We start from the raw sequence: 16,149 nt of genomic DNA on the forward strand, positions 1-16,149 counted from the left end.
CGGTAACTCTAGCCGCCGTAGCCACGAAAGGCGATGTTTTGAACGTTGTCGGGGCACAGGTTTCGAAACTTCAAGGCCCGACGGGTGTGTGTCGGGTTGGCTTTGACGAACGAGGTGGCCATGAACGAGCAAACGCAACATCAGCAGAACCCATCCGCCGAACCGATCAACCGCAACGATCCGGCCATCGACCCGCAGGTGCCGGGGCAGCCGGCGCCGACGCAACAGCAGGGCGATAAAGAGCAGGCGCAGAGTGCGGACCCGGCGGTGGATCAGAAGCAAAAACATACCGACAACGACAATGAGTTCAGCCCGGGCTTCAAACCGCAGCCGGATCGGGCGAAGCCGGGGGAGGAGACGGATGCTGATATCGATACGGATGGCGGTTGATTTCGGCGGATATGACAAGGCCGCATCCAGTGGGTGCGGCCTTTTTTTCGCTTGGGTTTGGTGGTGTGGCTGAGATCGATCCCCCTCACCCCAACCCTCTCCCCCAAGGGGGCGAGGGGGAAAGGGAGCCGATCTCGATGCCTTTCAGAACCTGAGCTCAACTCAAGATTTCAGGTCGATGTAACTCGAACATCCATCCCGGTCGGCTCCCTCGCCAAAGGAAGCAAGCCGATCTCGGTGCCTTTCACAACCTGAATTCAACTCGAGATTTCAGGTCGATGTAACCCGAACATCCAACAAGGTCGGCTCCCTCTCCCTCCGGGAGAGGGCTGGGGTGAGGGTAAGGCTTTTTACTTGCTCGGATGTTTTGCCTGCAGCTCTTTTGCCGCCGCCAGATGTTTCTCCAGCGCCGGCAGCATTTTCTGCGCAAATGCCTTCAATTCAGGGGCACCTTTAACCTTGTCATCCGTCACGGTATTGGCTTCTTTCTTGAACAACTCGATGGTCTCCTCGTGCGCCTTCACCTGATTGTTGGCGTAAGCGGCATCAAAGGACTCATCGCGCAGGTCGAGGATTTTTTCCTTGGCCTGTTTCACCAGTGTGGTGGTGTCCGGCACCTTGATGTCGTGGGCCTGAGCAATGCTCGCCAGTTCATCGTTGGCCTTGCCATGGTCGGTGATCATCATGTTGGCGAAGGCTTTGATGTCGGCCGATTGGCTTTTTTCCAGGGCCAGACGGCTGGTTTCGATTTCGGCAATACCACCGGCGGCGGCGTTATCGACGAAGTTGTTGTCGGTGGCCGCGAAGGCGCTGCCCATGCCAGTGCTCAAAGCGACAGCCAGAAACAGATGACGCAGGTTGAATCCGTCCATTGGTGTATCTCCACGCAGTTTTTGTTGGGGTTAACCAATGGAGGCAACGTTGCGAATAAAGGTTTTATCGCATTTGCGACAGGGCGACGAACGGGCACCGCTGGTCTGACAGGTGGTCGACAGAACCCTGCAACCGAGGCCATTCTGATAACTGGCCAGCGCAGCGGTCGCGTTGGCTGCCGATCAACTGACGGAGGTGTTCCATGCCGGTGACCCATGATCTGTTACAGGACTTGAAGCTTACGAAGGAAGAGATCCAGCAAAAACGCACCGCGGATCCACATCTGGACGCACTGATCAACAAGTATTCCCAGGCGGACGCCGACGTCGTCAAGGCCGAGACGGCGACCTCGGATGCTCCCAGCGATGACACGCTGAAAAAGCTCAAAGAGAAACGCTTGCAGGTCAAAGACAAGATCGTCGCGCAATTGCAGGCACAATCTTGACCGCCAGTCGCGCCACCGCCCCTCGGTGGTGAATTGACTGGAACGACAGCCACGACCGGCACCTCGAATGTTCAGAGTCTTCCTTTACCGACTCTTTGCGAGGTGCCTTATGAACGATCCCAAATTTCCCAGTGAAGAGCTGGGCGCATTCGACCCGGTTCCCACCCATCCCGAACCGAACAGCCCGGCGCATACCACGGCTAATCCCGAGGAGCCGGATGAGGATCTGCCGGAAGACGAAGATCCGGACAAGTTCGACAAATCCAGCAACTGACAGACCGCCATCGCTGGCAAGCCAGCTCCCACAGGGTTCTCCGTCGTTCACAAAGTTCATGGCCAACGCGATACCTGTGGGAGCTGGCTTGCCAGCGATGGCGTCCGTCCATTCAACGCCAAGCCTGAGGATTCACTTCAGCGCCGCATCCAACGGCATCCGCGCCATATGCATCGCCTTCAACGAGCCGAAATACAACCACGGCCCATACTCGCGCACGGTAGTGATCGGCGAGTAATTGCCACTGCTCGCATCCTGCAGATTGGCAATCACCTTGCCGTCCAGATCCAGCCCCAAAACAAACCCGCGTTTCTCCACCGGTTTCGGTAAAACCCTCAGCGCCCGCACGATCATCTTGCGCACGAACGGATGCCCCGCAGTGCCGTCGAGCAAAGCATTGCGCGGCGCATACAACGCCACCCAGAACCGGTTGCTGCCATTGAACGCGAGGTTGTCCGGCAGCCCCGGCAAGTTATCGATGAACAGGTCGTGAGTGCCGGCTTTCGGCCCGGTCAGCCAGTAACGGCTGATGCGATACGCGCCGGTTTCGTTGACCAGCACATAGGCGTCGTCCGGGCCGAGGGTTACGCCGTTGGCGAACTCCAGTTTGTCCAGCAGCACGCTGGTTTTACCGCTCTGGAAGTCATAGCGCAGCAAACGCCCATCACCGCCGTGCTCGATGATCGCCTCGCCGTCATGGCCGTAACCCCAACGGCTGGAGGCATCGCTGAAGTAGGCGTAATGCCCGGATTTGTCGATCGCCACATCATCAGTGAAACCAAAGTCCAGACCGTTGGCGGCGGTGGTCAGCGGAATCAGGCGTCCTTGTGCATCGAGCGACAGCAAGCCTTTGACGCCATCGGCAATCACCAGCAAGCCATTCGGATGCCGCGCCAGGCCCAGTGGCCGGCCGCCGGTGTCGGCGAGCACTTTGCGTTCCTTGCCGTCGAGGCTGGTGCGGATCAGGCGCCCGTCATGCAAGCCGGTGATCAGGTAATCCTGCTCCAGCAACAAGGCTTCGGGGCCCTCGATATCGCTCGGTCCGACCTGGGCCGTAGCTTTGAGTTTCTGGTTCTCGGCATAGATCCCGTCTGTCAGCGACGGCGCTGGCGGCGGTGTCCAGGCCAGCGGTTCAACCCGGGTGGGCATCAGCAACAAAAAACCGATGACGAGGATGCTCAGCAGCAGCACAACATGCCGCCACTTCATGCGCTGGCCCTTGCCGAGGCGAGGTACTGCGCCGCCTTGTCGCGCAACGCCAGCAGCGACGCGGCGGATTCGCGATCAATACGCCGTTTGAGCAGCAACTGATTGGCAATGCGCATGCCCAATCCGTCAAATCGATAATCCAGCGTGCGCACAAATCGTGTTGCAGCGCCCTCAGCCGAGCACTCATAAGTCAGCCGCAGCGACAGGCCGTGATCACCCTGCGCCCGCGCGCACCAGCGCCGACCGGGCAGGTACTCAGTGACTTCCCAGCTCAGATGACCTTCACGGCCACCGGCATGAATGTCCTCTTCGAAATGCGCGCCGGCATGCAGCGGACCTTGCGGGCCGTCGATCTTCAGCGACGAGGGGTGCCACTCCGGCCAACGGTTGACGCTGGCGGCGTAGGCGAGCACGGCCACCGGCTCGCCGGCGATATCGATGTGGTGCTGCAGGCGGGTCATGGGCATTCTCGAATAGCTCAAAGGGGCGACGTCCGGTTCCCAGTAGAGGGTGCCGAACAGGTAATCCATCAGCGGCAAGACGATGTTGAAATTGCGCTCTTGCATGCGTTCGCGACGGTGATGCAGTTCGTGCAGACGGCGCATCTGGCGGATCCACGGCAGGCGTGTCAGCGGGTTGTCGGGCGGCAGGTGTTCGCAGGCATGGAACACTTCGTAAGTCAGATATCCGAGGACCATGCAGCCGCCGAACAGGCCGGCGACGTTGCCGTTGAACTGCGCGACCAGCCACCACAGCGGCAGGGAAATCACCAGCGTGTGCAGTACGATCAGCCAGGCCGGGAACAGAATCACCCGCCAGTCGCGGGGGCCGTCGTAAGTCATGTGGCCGGGCGTGAAGAAGCTGTGATGATCGCCGGCATGCCGGGCGTAAAACAGCGTGGCGAAGGTCTTTTTGTGGTGGCCGAGATGGCGATGAACCATGTACACGGCGAAGTTGAAGAACAACAGGGTCAGCGGCACGGTCAGCCATTCCAGCCAGGTGACGTGTTGAACGCCGCTGCAGAACGCGCCGATGGCCAGCACGCCGAACAACAGCACAAAGATGCCGTGCAGCCACGGGTTGTAACGCGGATGGATGGCCGCACGATAGCGGCTGCGGAATGCCTCGGTGGTTTGCCTCACTGCGTTCACCTGCGGGTATTTGTTGTTATACCCGGCAGAGTAGTCGATCCGGCCAGTAGTGCAGACCAGACCTCTATGTCACTTGCGCCATGCTCCGGTGTAAAGGCGCCGCATCAGCTCAACGGATTCCAGCGCTGTGACCAGTCATCATCGGCCTGGATCACCTCGCGCAGCAGATCGAAGGCGTGTTGCAGGGTCGCCGAGTCGCGGTCCCGCGAGTACACCAGATAGGTCGGGTAGCTGAACTCCGGGGCTTTGGTCACCGCTTCCAGCGCGCCGCTTTCCAGATAAGAGCGCACCACGCGCGTGCGGAAATAGCCGCTGCCGCCGTGCTCGAGCATGTATTGCAGGGCCAACGGACCAAGGTTGAAGCTCAGTGCGGCTTTGGCTTTTTCCGGCAGGGCGGCGTCATGCTGGCGACGGAAATCCGGGCCCCAGTCGATGTAGACATAGGGATCCGGGCGATCGGGGGCGCGCACCAGAATCAGTTTTTCTTCCAGCACTTGCTCGACCTGCAAGCCTGGCCAGTATTCCGGCTGATAGACCAATGCGGCGTCGAGCACGCCGAGTTCGAGTTGCCGCAGCAGATTTTCGCCGTCGCGGATTTCCATGCGCAGGGCATGCCCGGGAATCTTCTCGCGCAGCTCGGCGGCCCAACTGAGCATCAGCGGATTGCACAGGCTGACTTCGCCGCCGATGTGCAGCACGTTGTGGTAACCCTCGGGCAACGGCAGGTCGCGGCGCGCGGCTTCCCAGGTCTGTACCAGTTGATTGGCGTAGACCACAAACGCTTCGCCATTGGCCGTCAGTTTCGCCCCGGCGCGGTTGCGCACGAACAGCGTGCTGCCCAGCTGACTTTCGAGTTTCTGCACGCGGGCGGTGATCGCCGTTTGCGTGACGAACAGCTTCTGCGCGGCCGCGGCGAGACTGCCGTGACGGACGATTTCGAGAAAGGTGCGAGCGAGGTCGATGTCCATGGGTGGGCCGGTGTTAGAGGTGTCGGGCATTGTAAAGGCAAAAGCCCCTCACCCTAACCCTCTCCCCGAGGGAGAGGGGACTGACCGAGGTGTCTTTCGTCATACATCGACCTGAAAGATCCAGTCGATTATGGATTCACAGCAAGACCCTCAGGTCGGTGTAGATCGCCAATATACCCGGCTCGGTCCCCTCTCCTTGGGGAGAGGGCTAGGGTGAGGGGAAACCAGTCACCACAAAATCAACCGGCCAACTCAACCGAACGCACCCGCGCCCACGCTTCAACCAACCGCGCCGGTGTGCCACACACCTTGCGCTTGTATACAAAATGGCGGCATTTCTCGGCAAACTGACTGCGGTTGTAGAGCATGTCTTCCTGCATCTCTTGCAACTCGTTTTCGCGGCACTGCTGGATCAACACCTGATCAACCCGCGCCTTGCGCTCGCGCACCGCTGCATAGGTCGGATCGCTCAAAACTCCATTGGCCCGTTGCAGCAACCACAGCGAAAACTCATCCGGGCAGCGCGGACCGATTTCCTGAACCATACCCAGTTGCCACGCCTGTACCGCGCTCACCGGCAGACAGGCCTGAGTCAGTTGTTCGGCCATCGCCGGGCCGACGGCGCGGGGCAGGCTATAGGTCCAGTATTCGGAACCATACAAACCCATGCTCTTGTAATGCGGGTTGAGTACGATATCGGCGCGGGCAAACACAATATCGGCGGCCAGCGCGAGCATCACACCGCCGGCGCCAGCATTGCCGGTGACGCCGCTGACCACCAGTTGCCGGGCCGTCAGCAGTTCTGCGCAGACGTCGTCGATCGCCTGAATATTCGCCCAGGCTTCGGCGCCCGGATCCTGCGCGGCTTGAATCACGTTCAAATGTACGCCATTGGAAAAGCTGCCGCGCCCGCCCTTGATCAACAGCACTTGAGTATCACGGGACTTGGCCCAGCGCAGCGCGGCGACCATTCGCTGGCATTGTTCGGTGCTCATCGCGCCGTTGTAGAACTCGAACGTCAACTCACCAACCTGGCCCGACTCGCGATAGCGGAGCGGTTGATAGGCCTCGTCGCTGAACGGCTGCGTGGCGACTGACCAATCCAGCACCGGCAGGTCGGCCAGTTGCCCGGCGAGCACGTGCCGTGCCGGTTGCTTGAAGGTTTCTTCGTCGGGTTGCGGTTTGCGCCGTAGTGCGCCGATCCACAGGCTTTGATCGCCGGCCGCGACCAGCACCGCATCGTCATGCACCGCGAGAATCTCGCCGGGCACGCCGCTGCGCGAATCCAGATGCGCGTCGTACACGTAATACTGACCACCGGCCAGGCTCGCCAACACGCCGGGCTGACCATCCGCAGCGTCGATGCAGCGTTTGATGAACCGCGCGCAATCGTGCCAGGTAAAGCTGCGGTCGACCTGTTTCATGTTTGGCTGCAAGCGCCCACGCACGGCGGGGTCGGTGTAATCGAGGGCAGCCGGCACGAAGCCTTCGATGAATTTTTCCACCACTTCGCGAATGCACTGAATCGCCGCATCGCTGACGCGCCCGTTGTACAGCTCGGACTTGCGCAGGCCCGCAGGCAGGTTGAATTCGCAAGTGGCCCAAACCGGTCCGGCGTCCATTTCTTCGACGGCTTGCAGCGCGGTCACGCCCCAGCTCGGCAGTTCGTTGGTAATCGCCCAATCCAGGGCGCTGGCGCCACGATCGCCGACGATGCCCGGATGAATGATCACCACCGGACGTTCGGCGTTGCTCCACAGCGCCTGCGGTACGCGATCCTTGAGGAACGGGCAGATCACCAGATCGGCGCCGCTGTGTTCGATCTGTTCGCACACGGCGTTTTCATCGGTAAACAGTACGACGCTGGGCGAGTGCCCGGCCTCGCGCAGTTCTAGCCACGCACGTTGGGTCAGGCCGTTGAACGCCGACGACAGCAGAATGATGTTGAGAGGTCGCATGCTTCTCTTCCTTGAGTGGGTTTAGCCACGGCTCTCGGTGAGCCGTCCCTGGCTTTCGATGGAGCCGCGAGATTAATCAGTGGCCGTCCACGCGCCAGTGATCGAGGTCAAGGTTCTGTCAGCCAGTGTTTCTGCGGCGACGAAGCGGCTTATGCTCAATGGTTTGCTTGTGCTGATTTTTTATTACTTCAAATGTCTTCGAGGCTATTGCACAGTCGCGCCTGATCAGAGCCGGACGATCCCGGCAGAACGACGGTTTTTCGCAGCGGGTGGGACCCGTTTCAGGGAGCAAGTCATGGGTGGGCATAACCCGCATTACCAGATCATTGGGCAAATGTTCCAAAAGGACTATCGCTGGCTGTGCGCCGCCGTCGGCCGCACGCTGGGGTGCCCGCACAGTGCGCAGGACATCGCTTCGGAAACATTTCTGCGGGTATTGGCCTTGCCGGACCCGACGGCCATTCGTGAGCCACGCGCGTTGTTGACCACCATCGCCCGGCGGCTGGTTTACGAAGGCTGGCGTCGCCAGGACCTGGAACGCGCTTATCTGGAAAGCCTGGCGCTGGCGCCGGAGCCGGTGCATCCGTCGCCGGAAGAGCGTGCGTTGGTGATTGAGGCCTTGCTGGCGGTAGATCGCTTGCTCAACGGCTTGTCGGCGAAAGCCAAGGCAGCATTTCTCTATCACCAACTCGACGGTCTGACTTACAGCGAGATTGGTGAGCGCCTCGGCGTCTCCACCAGTCGCGTGCAGCAATACATGGTCGAGGCGTTCAAGCGCTGCTATCAGGCGATGCAGGCATGAGGGCGGATGAGGCAGTGATCGACGAAGCGGCGCAATGGCTGGCGTTGCTGCAATCGGGCGAAGTCAGCCTGGCTGAACGAGCGGCGTTCGAGGCCTGGCGCGTGGCGGATCCACGCCACCAACAGATCATCGAGCAAATGGGCGGTGGTCTGAATCTGCTGCGCAATCCGACGTTGCGCGGGCTGCCGCGCAACAGTCTGCTGCACAGTTTGAATGCGCCTTCGAGCCGCCGGCGGTTTATCAGCGGCAGTTTGAGTGTGCTCGGTATCGCGCTGCTGGCGGGACTGCTCGGACGGCGTTTTGGCTGGTTGCCCGAGGCGGGTGAGTTGGCCACCGGCACCGGCGAGCGGCGTGATTTTGTGCTGGCCGATGGCAGTGCGCTGACGCTGAATGCGCGCAGTCGCGTGGTGCCTTTTTTCGACAGCGATCAGCGGCTGCTGGCATTGCGCAGCGGCGAGTTGCTGGTGGACGTGGCCAAGGATCCGTCGCGGCCGTTTGTGGTCGAGACCGAGCACGGGCGCATGCGTGCGCTCGGCACGCGGTTTCTGGTGCAGCAGGGCGCGCAGGCTACACGCCTGGTCATGCTTCATTCGCAGGTCGAAGTGGTCACCGCGAGCGGTGCGCGGCAAGTGGTGACGGCGGGGCAGAGCGCGCTGTTCAACGGCGCGGGCATGCTCTCGGTGGAACGCAGCAAGGGCCACGAAAGTGCCTGGCTGCAAGGGCGGCTAGAGGTGCGCGACCGGCCGCTCAGCGAGGTCATCGACAGCCTGCGCACTTACCGCCGTGGCGTCTTGCACCTGAGCCCGGAGGTCGCCGGCCTGCGCCTCAGCGGCCTCTATCCACTCGACGACAGTGACCGCACGTTGCAGTTGCTGGAACGCTCACTGCCAATCCGCGTCATCTGGCACAACCCCTACTGGGTCAGCGTCGAACCACGGCCAGTCCTGTAACGGCGGGTGTGTTGGTTATAGCGATATGACTTCTTGGACTAATCGTCGCCCTATAAAAAGCGCCGGCCCGCTGCTCATTCCCTGCAGACGCCTTCAACAGGGAAGCCCCCCGATGTTCTTACTCAAACAACAATTGCCTCGATTGACCCTCGCCGCTGCCTTGGTGATGGGCATTGCCCCCGCGACCGTTTTTGCCCAGGAACCTGCGGCGGCGGTGTTTACGTTCGATATCGCCAGTGGCGCGCTCGACGAGGTGCTGCTGGACATCTCGCGGCAGACCGGTGTGCCGATTTCGTTCAGTCAGCAACTGGTGCAAGGTAAGCGCAGTGCGGCCGTGCGCGGCGCGTTGGGCGGACGTCAGGCGGTGGAGAAAGCGCTGCTCGGCAGTGGGCTGCAAGTCGAGCAAAGTGCGCAGGGCTTGAGCGTTCGCGAGGCTGATGCGGTGGTGCCGACGCCCGCCACAGTCAGCGCCGTGGCACCCGCCACCAGCGCCGATTACCGCATGGAAAAAGTCACCGTCACCGGCTCGCGCATTGCTCGCGCACAGAGCGATGGCGCCACGCCGGTCAACGTCATCACCCATGAGGAGATGGAAGCGCGCGGCTACAAAAACGTCTATGACGCCTTGGCCACGCAGACACAAAACACCGGCATGACCCAGGGCGAAGACTACGGCAACACCTGGCAGCCGGCGGCCAGTGCGCTCAACTTGCGCGGCCTCGGCCCCAACCACACGCTGGTGTTGATCAACGGCCGGCGCGTCGCCGATTACCCGACACCGTACGACGGCAAAGTCAATTTCACCAACCTGGCGAACATTCCGTCGGCAGTCATCGAACGTATCGAAATTCTCAGCAGCGGCGCTTCGGCGATTTACGGTTCGGACGCGATTGCCGGGGTGGTCAACATCATTCTCAAGAAGCAAATCAATGGCATCGACGTTAACTTGAAGGGCGGCACGTCTGAGCGCGGCGGCGGTGACAATCAGCGCTTGCAGCTCAGCGGTGGCGGCAGTTGGGGCGACTTCGACGGCCTGTTCGGCCTGGAGCTGACCAACCGCGATCCGATCTGGGCCGATGACCGTGGTTTCATGCAAAGCGGTCCGCTGGCGGATGTCGGTTACCGCCGAGACCTGAGCAACAGTCGTTATCTGGGACCGGGCTGCGGCGCTTATCAGGGCACCTTCGACAACAAGCTGTTCAACAGCGGCGGGCGCTGCCGCACCGACCAGATGTACAACGATTACTGGACCGTGCAAACCCAGAAGGAAAACTACGACGGCTATACCCGTGGCACCTGGCATTTCAGCGACAGCGGCCAGGTCTTTGCCGATTTGATGTACGGCCTCGACCACATCCAGAACAACACGCGCGGGCCGACCTTCACTTCGCCGGATTTCATCAATCAGAACAGCGGCAATCTGGAGCGCTGGTATCGCCGTTTCGGTGAGGAAGAAATTGGCGGGCGCACCAGCAACAACAGCAAGTGGCGCGATACCTCGTGGACCGGCACCCTCGGTCTCTCGGACAAGATTGCCGACACCGGCTGGAGTTATGATCTGGCGGCCAATCGCTCGGAATATCGCAGTGTCAGGACCACGCGCTATACGCCACTGTCGTCGATCCAGGACTTCTACCTGGGCCCGCAACTGGGCGTCAGCGGCGGCTATCCGGTATTCGCCCCGGATGCCTCGCGTCTCGATCGGCCGCTGACACCGCAGGAGTGGCAGCAGTTTCGTGGCAACCTGACCCAGAGCAGCAAATCGGTGTCGACCAGTTACAACGCCTCGGTCAACGGTGATCTGTTTGACCTGCCGGCCGGCCCGGTGGGCTTCGCCGGGGTGCTGGAGGCCGGTAAGCAGGAATACCGCGTCGACCCCGATGACGGCCTCAACGATGGCACCTTCTATGGCGTCAGCCCGGCGCAGAGCTCTGGTGGTTCGCGCAAGCGTTATGCGGCCGGTGGCGAGTTCAGCATTCCGGTCACCGACACCGTGCTGGCGACGGCGGCGGGGCGTTGGGATCAATACAAATTCAGTGGCCGCACCGAGCAGCAAAAAACCTACAACCTCGGCCTGGAATGGCGGCCGGTGACCAGCCTGTTGTTGCGCGGCAGTTACGGTACCAGTTTCCGCGCGCCGGACCTGAACTACATCTATCAATCCGACAGCAACGGCTACTACCCGGCGCAGATCGACTATTACGGTTGCAGCCAGGGCGTCGAGGGCGCGTGTGATCGTGGACGGGTCGATTACACCCAGAGCGGCACGGCGGATCTGGAGTCCGAACGCGGCAAATCGTGGACGTACGGGTTTGTCTGGTCGCCGTCGCGCAACTTCGATTTCTCCACCGATTTCTGGCGCGTCGAGATCGACGATCTGCTGACCACCGTCGATGAAAACCGCTTGCTGCAACAAGAGAACGAGTGCCGCAACGGCACCCAGGACATCAACTCGGCCAATTGCCAATCGACCCTGGCGCGCATCGATCGTAACGCCGGCAATGCCGCAGTCGATCCGAACCAGCTGAATCGTGTGCGGGTCAATGCGATCAACGCCGCCAGCGAACGGGTCAGTGGTCTGGACTTCAAGAGCAATATCCGCTGGGGCGCCGGGCAATACGGCGCGTTCAGTTCGGCGCTGGGCTACACCCTGGTGTTGTCGCATTACTACAAGGAATCGGACGAAGCGCCGACGCAAGACTTGCGTACTTCGCGCACCAATTACGACTGGCGTAGCAAGGTCAACGCCAGCCTGACCTGGGATTACCAGAAAGCCACGGCGACACTGATGGGCATTCGTTACGGTTCAGTCACCAACGGCGCAGGAGACGGGCGCCTGTCGCCGTGGACGGTGTTCAACGCCAGTGCGCGTTACAAGCTCAATGACCGGGCGAGTGTCGGGTTGACCGTGAACAACGTGCTCAATCAGGTCAAACACGATGATTCGGCGGGGTGGCCGTATTACCCGACCGGCAACTATGACCCGTACGGACGGCAGTGGTGGCTGGATGTGAGTTATCACTTCGGCGGCTGATGGCAGCAATCTGGCGTTGACGTCCTACGGAAAATGGCGGGTTTTGCGGCAAGCAGGGGATATTTCCGACGACATTTTCAGGTTGGTCGTCGGAAGCGCGATCTATAGCATCGGACCTGACATTGAAGTCGCTGAGCGGTTTGAACGCTCAGGCTCCCAGATCAAGGATCTATTATGCGTACCCCACACATCGAACATGAAACCCCTGTTTATTCCCTGCGCAACTTCTGGATCGACGATCGCGCCAGATGCCCCATGGAGGATGTCGCGATGCCCAGATCAAAAGCACCCCGGCTGACGGTGCAGAAGAAGGCCGAGGGAAAACCGGTCGATTTGCTCGTGCACGGCCAGGACCTCGGTGACGATGCCATGCTGATTGTCCGCCTTACCGACGAGGGCTTTGAGCTGAGCGACGTCGTCAACATGCTTTCAACTTCCGAAATGTACCTGCGCGAAGACATGGTCAAACGCATCACCGGCAAATCTGTCAGAACCGTGCAGCGGCTGTTGAAGGAAGGCAAATCGGTACGGCTTGACTCGCAGCAGAGTGTCGTCGCCTACCAATATGCGCTGGTGCTGGAGATGGCCACTCGGGCGTTCGGGGGGCTGCCGCAGGCGGAAATATGGATGCAGAAGTCCACCCCTTACCTGAACGGCTACGTACCGTTGGAACTGACCCGTCATCCACTGGGCTTCCAGATGGTCGAGCAATACTTGTGTCGGCTCCTGTACGGGGGTTATCCATGAATCCCTTGCCCTGGGAAGGGCACTGGTATGGCTGGCGCCTGGATCAGGAGGCCTACGGAGATACGTGGGACAGCGGGATGGGTCCAAAACTGAAGGGCGGTCGATGGAATGCGCCTGGCCGGCGAGTCGTCTATGCATCTGTCGACCCGTCCTCGGCCATTCTGGAGGTGGCAGCCAATAATAGTTTCGATGTACTGGACAGAGAGCCTTATGTGCTGACTTGCTTTGAGGTCATCGGCGATGCACGGGTTAAAGTCGTTCAGCCCGAAGAGGTACCGAATCCTTACTGGTTGAGTCCCGCGTGGCCGTCGCCCAATCAACAGCGGTTTGCCGACGCTTTACTGGATGAACATCCGTTTGTCCTGATCCCCTCGGCGGCAACCCGCCACTCGTGGAATCTGTTGGTGAGCTGCGATCTGGCAGAGGGGCAGTTCAAGATGATCTCTCAAGAGCGTTTTGGCCTGGATACACGGTTGCTGAGGGAAATGGCATCGGATTGATATCGAGGCATGGCTCTTTTTGCATAACCTCAGCACCCAACAGTCTAAATCGCCCTCTATAAATCCTGATTCGTCATCGCACATCCCTGCATAAACCAAAACGCAGGGATGGCTGTTCATGATTCAGTTTTCACCCGTCAAATCACCTTTGAGCCTGGCCTTGCTGCTGGCAATCAACACCCTGCCGGCGATCGCTGCCGACAGCACCGCAACCGAACCAACCACGCAACTGCAACGGGTCGAAGTCACCGGCACGGCAATCCGGCGGGTCGATGCGGAAACCGCAGTGCCGGTGACCATCCTGCGCGTCGAAGAGCTGCGCGAGCAGGGGGTTACTACCACGGAGGAGCTGGTCAGTCGCATTTCCGCCAACCAGTCTTCGGTTGGCTCCGGGCGTTCGGTGGGGTCGAGCAGTGGCGGGGCGTCGTATGCCGACTTGCGCGGCATCGGCGCTAACAAAACCTTGGTACTGCTCAACGGACGGCGTTTGAGCAATAACGCCACTAACGCAATCAATGGCTCGGGTGTCGACCTCAACACCATTCCGTTCGCGGCCATCGATCGTGTGGAAGTGCTGCGCGATGGCGCGTCGGCGCTGTATGGCACCGATGCGATTGGCGGGGTGATCAACTTCATCACCAAAACCAGCCTGACTGAAGGCCAGATCAGTACCAACTACGACACACCGACGCATGCCGGTGGCGGTGAGAGCCGTAACTTCAGCGGCAGTTGGGGCTTCGGTGATTTGCAGGATGATCGCTTCAACGTGTTCGGCGTGGTCAGTTACGACAAGCAGCAACGGCTGGCCGCCGAAGATCGCGGTTACACCTACAACTATCAGCCCAACCGCGGGCTCGATTACACCTCCGGCACCGCATCGCCGGCCAACTGGAGTCAGGGCAGCAACGCCACCAACCCATTGGCAGGCTCCGGCTGCAACGCGCCGGGGTTGCTCGCGCGCAATGGCATCTGCCGGCAAAGCCTGTGGAACTACCTCGATCTGGTCCCGGAAACCGAGAAGACGTCGGCCTTCGCCAAAGCCACCGGCAAGCTGTCGGACGATCACAACGTCAGTCTCGAATATTTCTGGGCACGCAACGAAAACCGCACGCAAATCGGTCCCGGCACGTTGATGGGCAATCAGGTCAATCCCGGCACGGCGTTCTATCCGGGTAACGGCATCACGCCGGGACCGAACGGTTTCGCCCTCGATCCTACGCAAGCGGTGGACGTCAACTGGCGTGAAACCGCCGTTGGCGCGCGCCAGCATGAGGACGACAACACCAGTCAGCGCTTGCTCTTGAGTTTCGATGGCACGCTCGCCGGATGGGATTACAACCTCGGTGCTTCGTACAACCAGAACAAAGTGGTCAACAGCATTCAGGACGGCTACGTCAACGATCGTGCGGTCAGCGCCGGCATTGCCAACGGCGTGATCAACCCGTTCGGCCCGCAGACGGCTGCCGGTTCGGCGCTGTTGGCGGCCAATGCGGTGGACGGTGATTACGCCACGGCGGTTGGGCGGGTCAAGGCCATCGACGGGCGCATCAGCCGCGAGATCGGCGACTGGTTCGGTGCCGGTCCTTCGGCATTGGCGTTAGGTGGCGAGTATCGCAAGGAAGATTTTCATCAGGATTTCGCCGCATTTGCCGGCGACGTGCAAAGCCTCGGTGTTGATCCGAACGGTAGTGTTGCCGGGGATCGCAGCGTCTCCGCCGAGTACGCCGAGGTCAACGTGCCGGTGCTCGACAGCCTCGAACTGTCCGCCGCCGTACGCCACGACAAGTACAGCGACTTCGGCAGCACCACCAATCCGAAATACTCGTTCCGCTTCCAGCCATTCAAGGAACTGGTGGTGCGCGGCGCCTACAGTGAAGGCTTCCGCGCGCCATCGTTGTATGAGTTGTACAACCCGACCTTCACCAGTTTCACCAACGCCAACTACAACGATCCGCGTCTTTGCCCCGGAGGGAATCCGAGCAACGGCGGGATCGCCAACCGTGACTGTGCGCAACAGTTCAACCGCACCAGCGGCGGCAACACCGACCTGAGTCCGGAAACCGCACGCAACGTCACCCTCGGGTTTGTCTATCAACCATTCGAGCGCCTGACGGCCGGGCTGGATTTCTGGTGGATCGACATCGCCAACCAGATTGCCGAGTTCCCCGAATCGGCGGTATTCGAGAATCCTGAGTTGTACCCGGATCGTTTGGTGCGCAAGCCGGACGGCTCCATCGATCACATCGTCACCGGGCTGGCCAACCTCGGCAAGATCAAGACCAACGGCGTCGACGTCAGCTTCGATTACCGTCTGCCAAGCACACCGTACGGCAACTTCGGCATCGGCCTGCAAGGTACTTACGTCACTCGTTATGACTACCAGCAACAACTCAAGGGCGACTACATCGACAAGCTCGGCGATTTCCGAGGCGGTGATTTTGCGTCGGCGGGTGCCGTGGCGCGCTGGCGCCACAGCCTGACCGGCAGCTGGAATTACGGCCCGTTCGGCGCGGCCCTGACCAATCGTTACACCAGCGGCTATCACGACTCTGATCGCGACACCCACGACTATGTCGGCTCTTACAACGTCTGGGATCTGGCCGGCACCTACTCCTGGCGCAAGACCTTGAGCGTGACCCTCGGCGCGAAAAACCTGTTCGACCGCGAACCACCGTTCAGCAACCAGACTTACACATTCCAGAGCGGCTACGACCCGAAATATGGCGATCCGTTCGGGCGGACGCTGTACACGCGGATCAGTTACAAGTTTTGAAAATGATCAGTAATGGCTGGTTTTAGTCACTTATCGATCTAAAGCCTGCCCTATAAAAATCGCCGGCCTGTTGCA

14 protein-coding genes are annotated in these 16,149 nt (G+C 60.5%); 9 read left to right on the forward strand and 5 right to left on the reverse strand.

Translation table 11 applies throughout. From position 1 onward, the window contains the following. Window positions 1-120: 120 nt before the first annotated feature. Window positions 121-390, forward strand: coding sequence for a hypothetical protein (locus WA225_RS15550; protein ID WP_422608575.1), 270 nt, complete (start codon window positions 121-123; stop codon window positions 388-390). Between the two features lie 350 nt (window positions 391-740). On the opposite strand, the gene WA225_RS15555 is transcribed toward WA225_RS15550, so the two are convergent. After that, window positions 741-1,262: a DUF4142 domain-containing protein gene (locus tag WA225_RS15555; protein ID WP_064120634.1), complete on the reverse strand. Its 522-nt coding sequence runs from the start codon at window positions 1,260-1,262 to the stop codon at window positions 741-743. 203 nt (window positions 1,263-1,465) lie between these two features. On the opposite strand from WA225_RS15555, the gene WA225_RS15560 reads away from it, so the two are divergent. Both WA225_RS15560 and WA225_RS15565 read left to right on the forward strand, forming a co-directional pair. After that, window positions 1,466-1,708, forward strand: coding sequence for a YdcH family protein (locus WA225_RS15560; RefSeq protein ID WP_064120633.1), 243 nt, complete (start codon window positions 1,466-1,468; stop codon window positions 1,706-1,708). 109 nt (window positions 1,709-1,817) lie between these two features. Next, window positions 1,818-1,982, forward strand: a complete 165-nt coding sequence (locus WA225_RS15565; RefSeq protein ID WP_422608576.1) for a hypothetical protein — start codon at window positions 1,818-1,820, stop codon at window positions 1,980-1,982. 132 nt (window positions 1,983-2,114) lie between these two features. Here WA225_RS15565 and WA225_RS15570 read toward each other — a convergent pair whose 3' ends face one another. The 4 genes from WA225_RS15570 to WA225_RS15585 form a co-directional block, all read right to left on the reverse strand. Then, entirely contained in the window at window positions 2,115-3,191 is a 1,077-nt protein-coding gene (locus WA225_RS15570; protein ID WP_422608577.1) for an SMP-30/gluconolactonase/LRE family protein, read from the reverse strand. Continuing rightward, a complete protein-coding gene (locus tag WA225_RS15575; RefSeq protein ID WP_422608578.1) occupies window positions 3,188-4,333 on the reverse strand; it encodes an SRPBCC family protein in 1,146 nt (381 codons plus the stop codon). The genes WA225_RS15570 and WA225_RS15575 overlap by 4 nt, the downstream gene beginning before the upstream one ends. A 113-nt stretch (window positions 4,334-4,446) precedes the next feature. Next, window positions 4,447-5,310, reverse strand: coding sequence for a LysR family transcriptional regulator (locus tag WA225_RS15580; RefSeq protein WP_422608927.1), 864 nt, complete (start codon window positions 5,308-5,310; stop codon window positions 4,447-4,449). Between the two features lie 239 nt (window positions 5,311-5,549). Then, window positions 5,550-7,268, reverse strand: a complete 1,719-nt coding sequence (locus WA225_RS15585) for a hydrogenase maturation protein (RefSeq protein WP_422608579.1) — start codon at window positions 7,266-7,268, stop codon at window positions 5,550-5,552. A 295-nt stretch (window positions 7,269-7,563) separates the two neighbouring features. Here WA225_RS15585 and WA225_RS15590 point away from each other — a divergent pair, with 295 nt between their 5' ends. From WA225_RS15590 to WA225_RS15615, 6 genes are all read left to right on the forward strand, one after another. Continuing rightward, entirely contained in the window at window positions 7,564-8,070 is a 507-nt protein-coding gene (locus WA225_RS15590) for a sigma-70 family RNA polymerase sigma factor (RefSeq protein ID WP_064120628.1), read from the forward strand. After that, the gene (locus tag WA225_RS15595; RefSeq protein WP_422608580.1) at window positions 8,067-9,020 is read left to right on the forward strand and encodes a FecR domain-containing protein; all 954 of its coding nucleotides are present in this window, start codon (window positions 8,067-8,069) and stop codon (window positions 9,018-9,020) included. The genes WA225_RS15590 and WA225_RS15595 overlap by 4 nt, the downstream gene beginning before the upstream one ends. A 112-nt stretch (window positions 9,021-9,132) precedes the next feature. Further along, window positions 9,133-12,054, forward strand: a complete 2,922-nt coding sequence (locus tag WA225_RS15600; RefSeq protein ID WP_422608581.1) for a TonB-dependent receptor domain-containing protein — start codon at window positions 9,133-9,135, stop codon at window positions 12,052-12,054. A gap of 270 nt (window positions 12,055-12,324) precedes the next feature. Continuing rightward, window positions 12,325-12,801, forward strand: coding sequence for an antitoxin Xre/MbcA/ParS toxin-binding domain-containing protein (locus WA225_RS15605; RefSeq protein WP_422608928.1), 477 nt, complete (start codon window positions 12,325-12,327; stop codon window positions 12,799-12,801). Then, window positions 12,798-13,301: an RES family NAD+ phosphorylase gene (locus WA225_RS15610; protein WP_422608582.1), complete on the forward strand. Its 504-nt coding sequence runs from the start codon at window positions 12,798-12,800 to the stop codon at window positions 13,299-13,301. Before WA225_RS15605 ends, WA225_RS15610 begins: the two co-directional genes overlap by 4 nt. A gap of 118 nt (window positions 13,302-13,419) precedes the next feature. Further along, entirely contained in the window at window positions 13,420-16,074 is a 2,655-nt protein-coding gene (locus WA225_RS15615) for a TonB-dependent receptor (RefSeq protein ID WP_422608583.1), read from the forward strand. Window positions 16,075-16,149 lie beyond the last annotated feature (75 nt).

Origin of the sequence: Pseudomonas sp. (genome assembly GCF_049300855.1) — a bacterium.
In the GTDB taxonomy this organism is placed as follows: domain Bacteria; phylum Pseudomonadota; class Gammaproteobacteria; order Pseudomonadales; family Pseudomonadaceae; genus Aquipseudomonas.

What these genes read in the sequence shown, in the direction of transcription:
- WA225_RS15550 (WP_422608575.1), top strand. Translation starts at nt 121, where the DNA reads ATGAACGAGCAAACGCAACATCAGCAGAACCCATCCGCCGAACCGATC.
- WA225_RS15555 (WP_064120634.1), bottom strand. Translation starts at nt 1,262, where the DNA reads ATGGACGGATTCAACCTGCGTCATCTGTTTCTGGCTGTCGCTTTGAGC.
- WA225_RS15560 (WP_064120633.1), top strand. Translation starts at nt 1,466, where the DNA reads ATGCCGGTGACCCATGATCTGTTACAGGACTTGAAGCTTACGAAGGAA.
- WA225_RS15565 (WP_422608576.1), top strand. Translation starts at nt 1,818, where the DNA reads ATGAACGATCCCAAATTTCCCAGTGAAGAGCTGGGCGCATTCGACCCG.
- WA225_RS15570 (WP_422608577.1), bottom strand. Translation starts at nt 3,191, where the DNA reads ATGAAGTGGCGGCATGTTGTGCTGCTGCTGAGCATCCTCGTCATCGGT.
- WA225_RS15580 (WP_422608927.1), bottom strand. Translation starts at nt 5,310, where the DNA reads ATGGACATCGACCTCGCTCGCACCTTTCTCGAAATCGTCCGTCACGGC.
- WA225_RS15585 (WP_422608579.1), bottom strand. Translation starts at nt 7,268, where the DNA reads ATGCGACCTCTCAACATCATTCTGCTGTCGTCGGCGTTCAACGGCCTG.
- WA225_RS15590 (WP_064120628.1), top strand. Translation starts at nt 7,564, where the DNA reads ATGGGTGGGCATAACCCGCATTACCAGATCATTGGGCAAATGTTCCAA.
- WA225_RS15595 (WP_422608580.1), top strand. Translation starts at nt 8,067, where the DNA reads ATGAGGGCGGATGAGGCAGTGATCGACGAAGCGGCGCAATGGCTGGCG.
- WA225_RS15600 (WP_422608581.1), top strand. Translation starts at nt 9,133, where the DNA reads ATGTTCTTACTCAAACAACAATTGCCTCGATTGACCCTCGCCGCTGCC.
- WA225_RS15605 (WP_422608928.1), top strand. Translation starts at nt 12,325, where the DNA reads ATGCCCAGATCAAAAGCACCCCGGCTGACGGTGCAGAAGAAGGCCGAG.
- WA225_RS15610 (WP_422608582.1), top strand. Translation starts at nt 12,798, where the DNA reads ATGAATCCCTTGCCCTGGGAAGGGCACTGGTATGGCTGGCGCCTGGAT.
- WA225_RS15615 (WP_422608583.1), top strand. Translation starts at nt 13,420, where the DNA reads ATGATTCAGTTTTCACCCGTCAAATCACCTTTGAGCCTGGCCTTGCTG.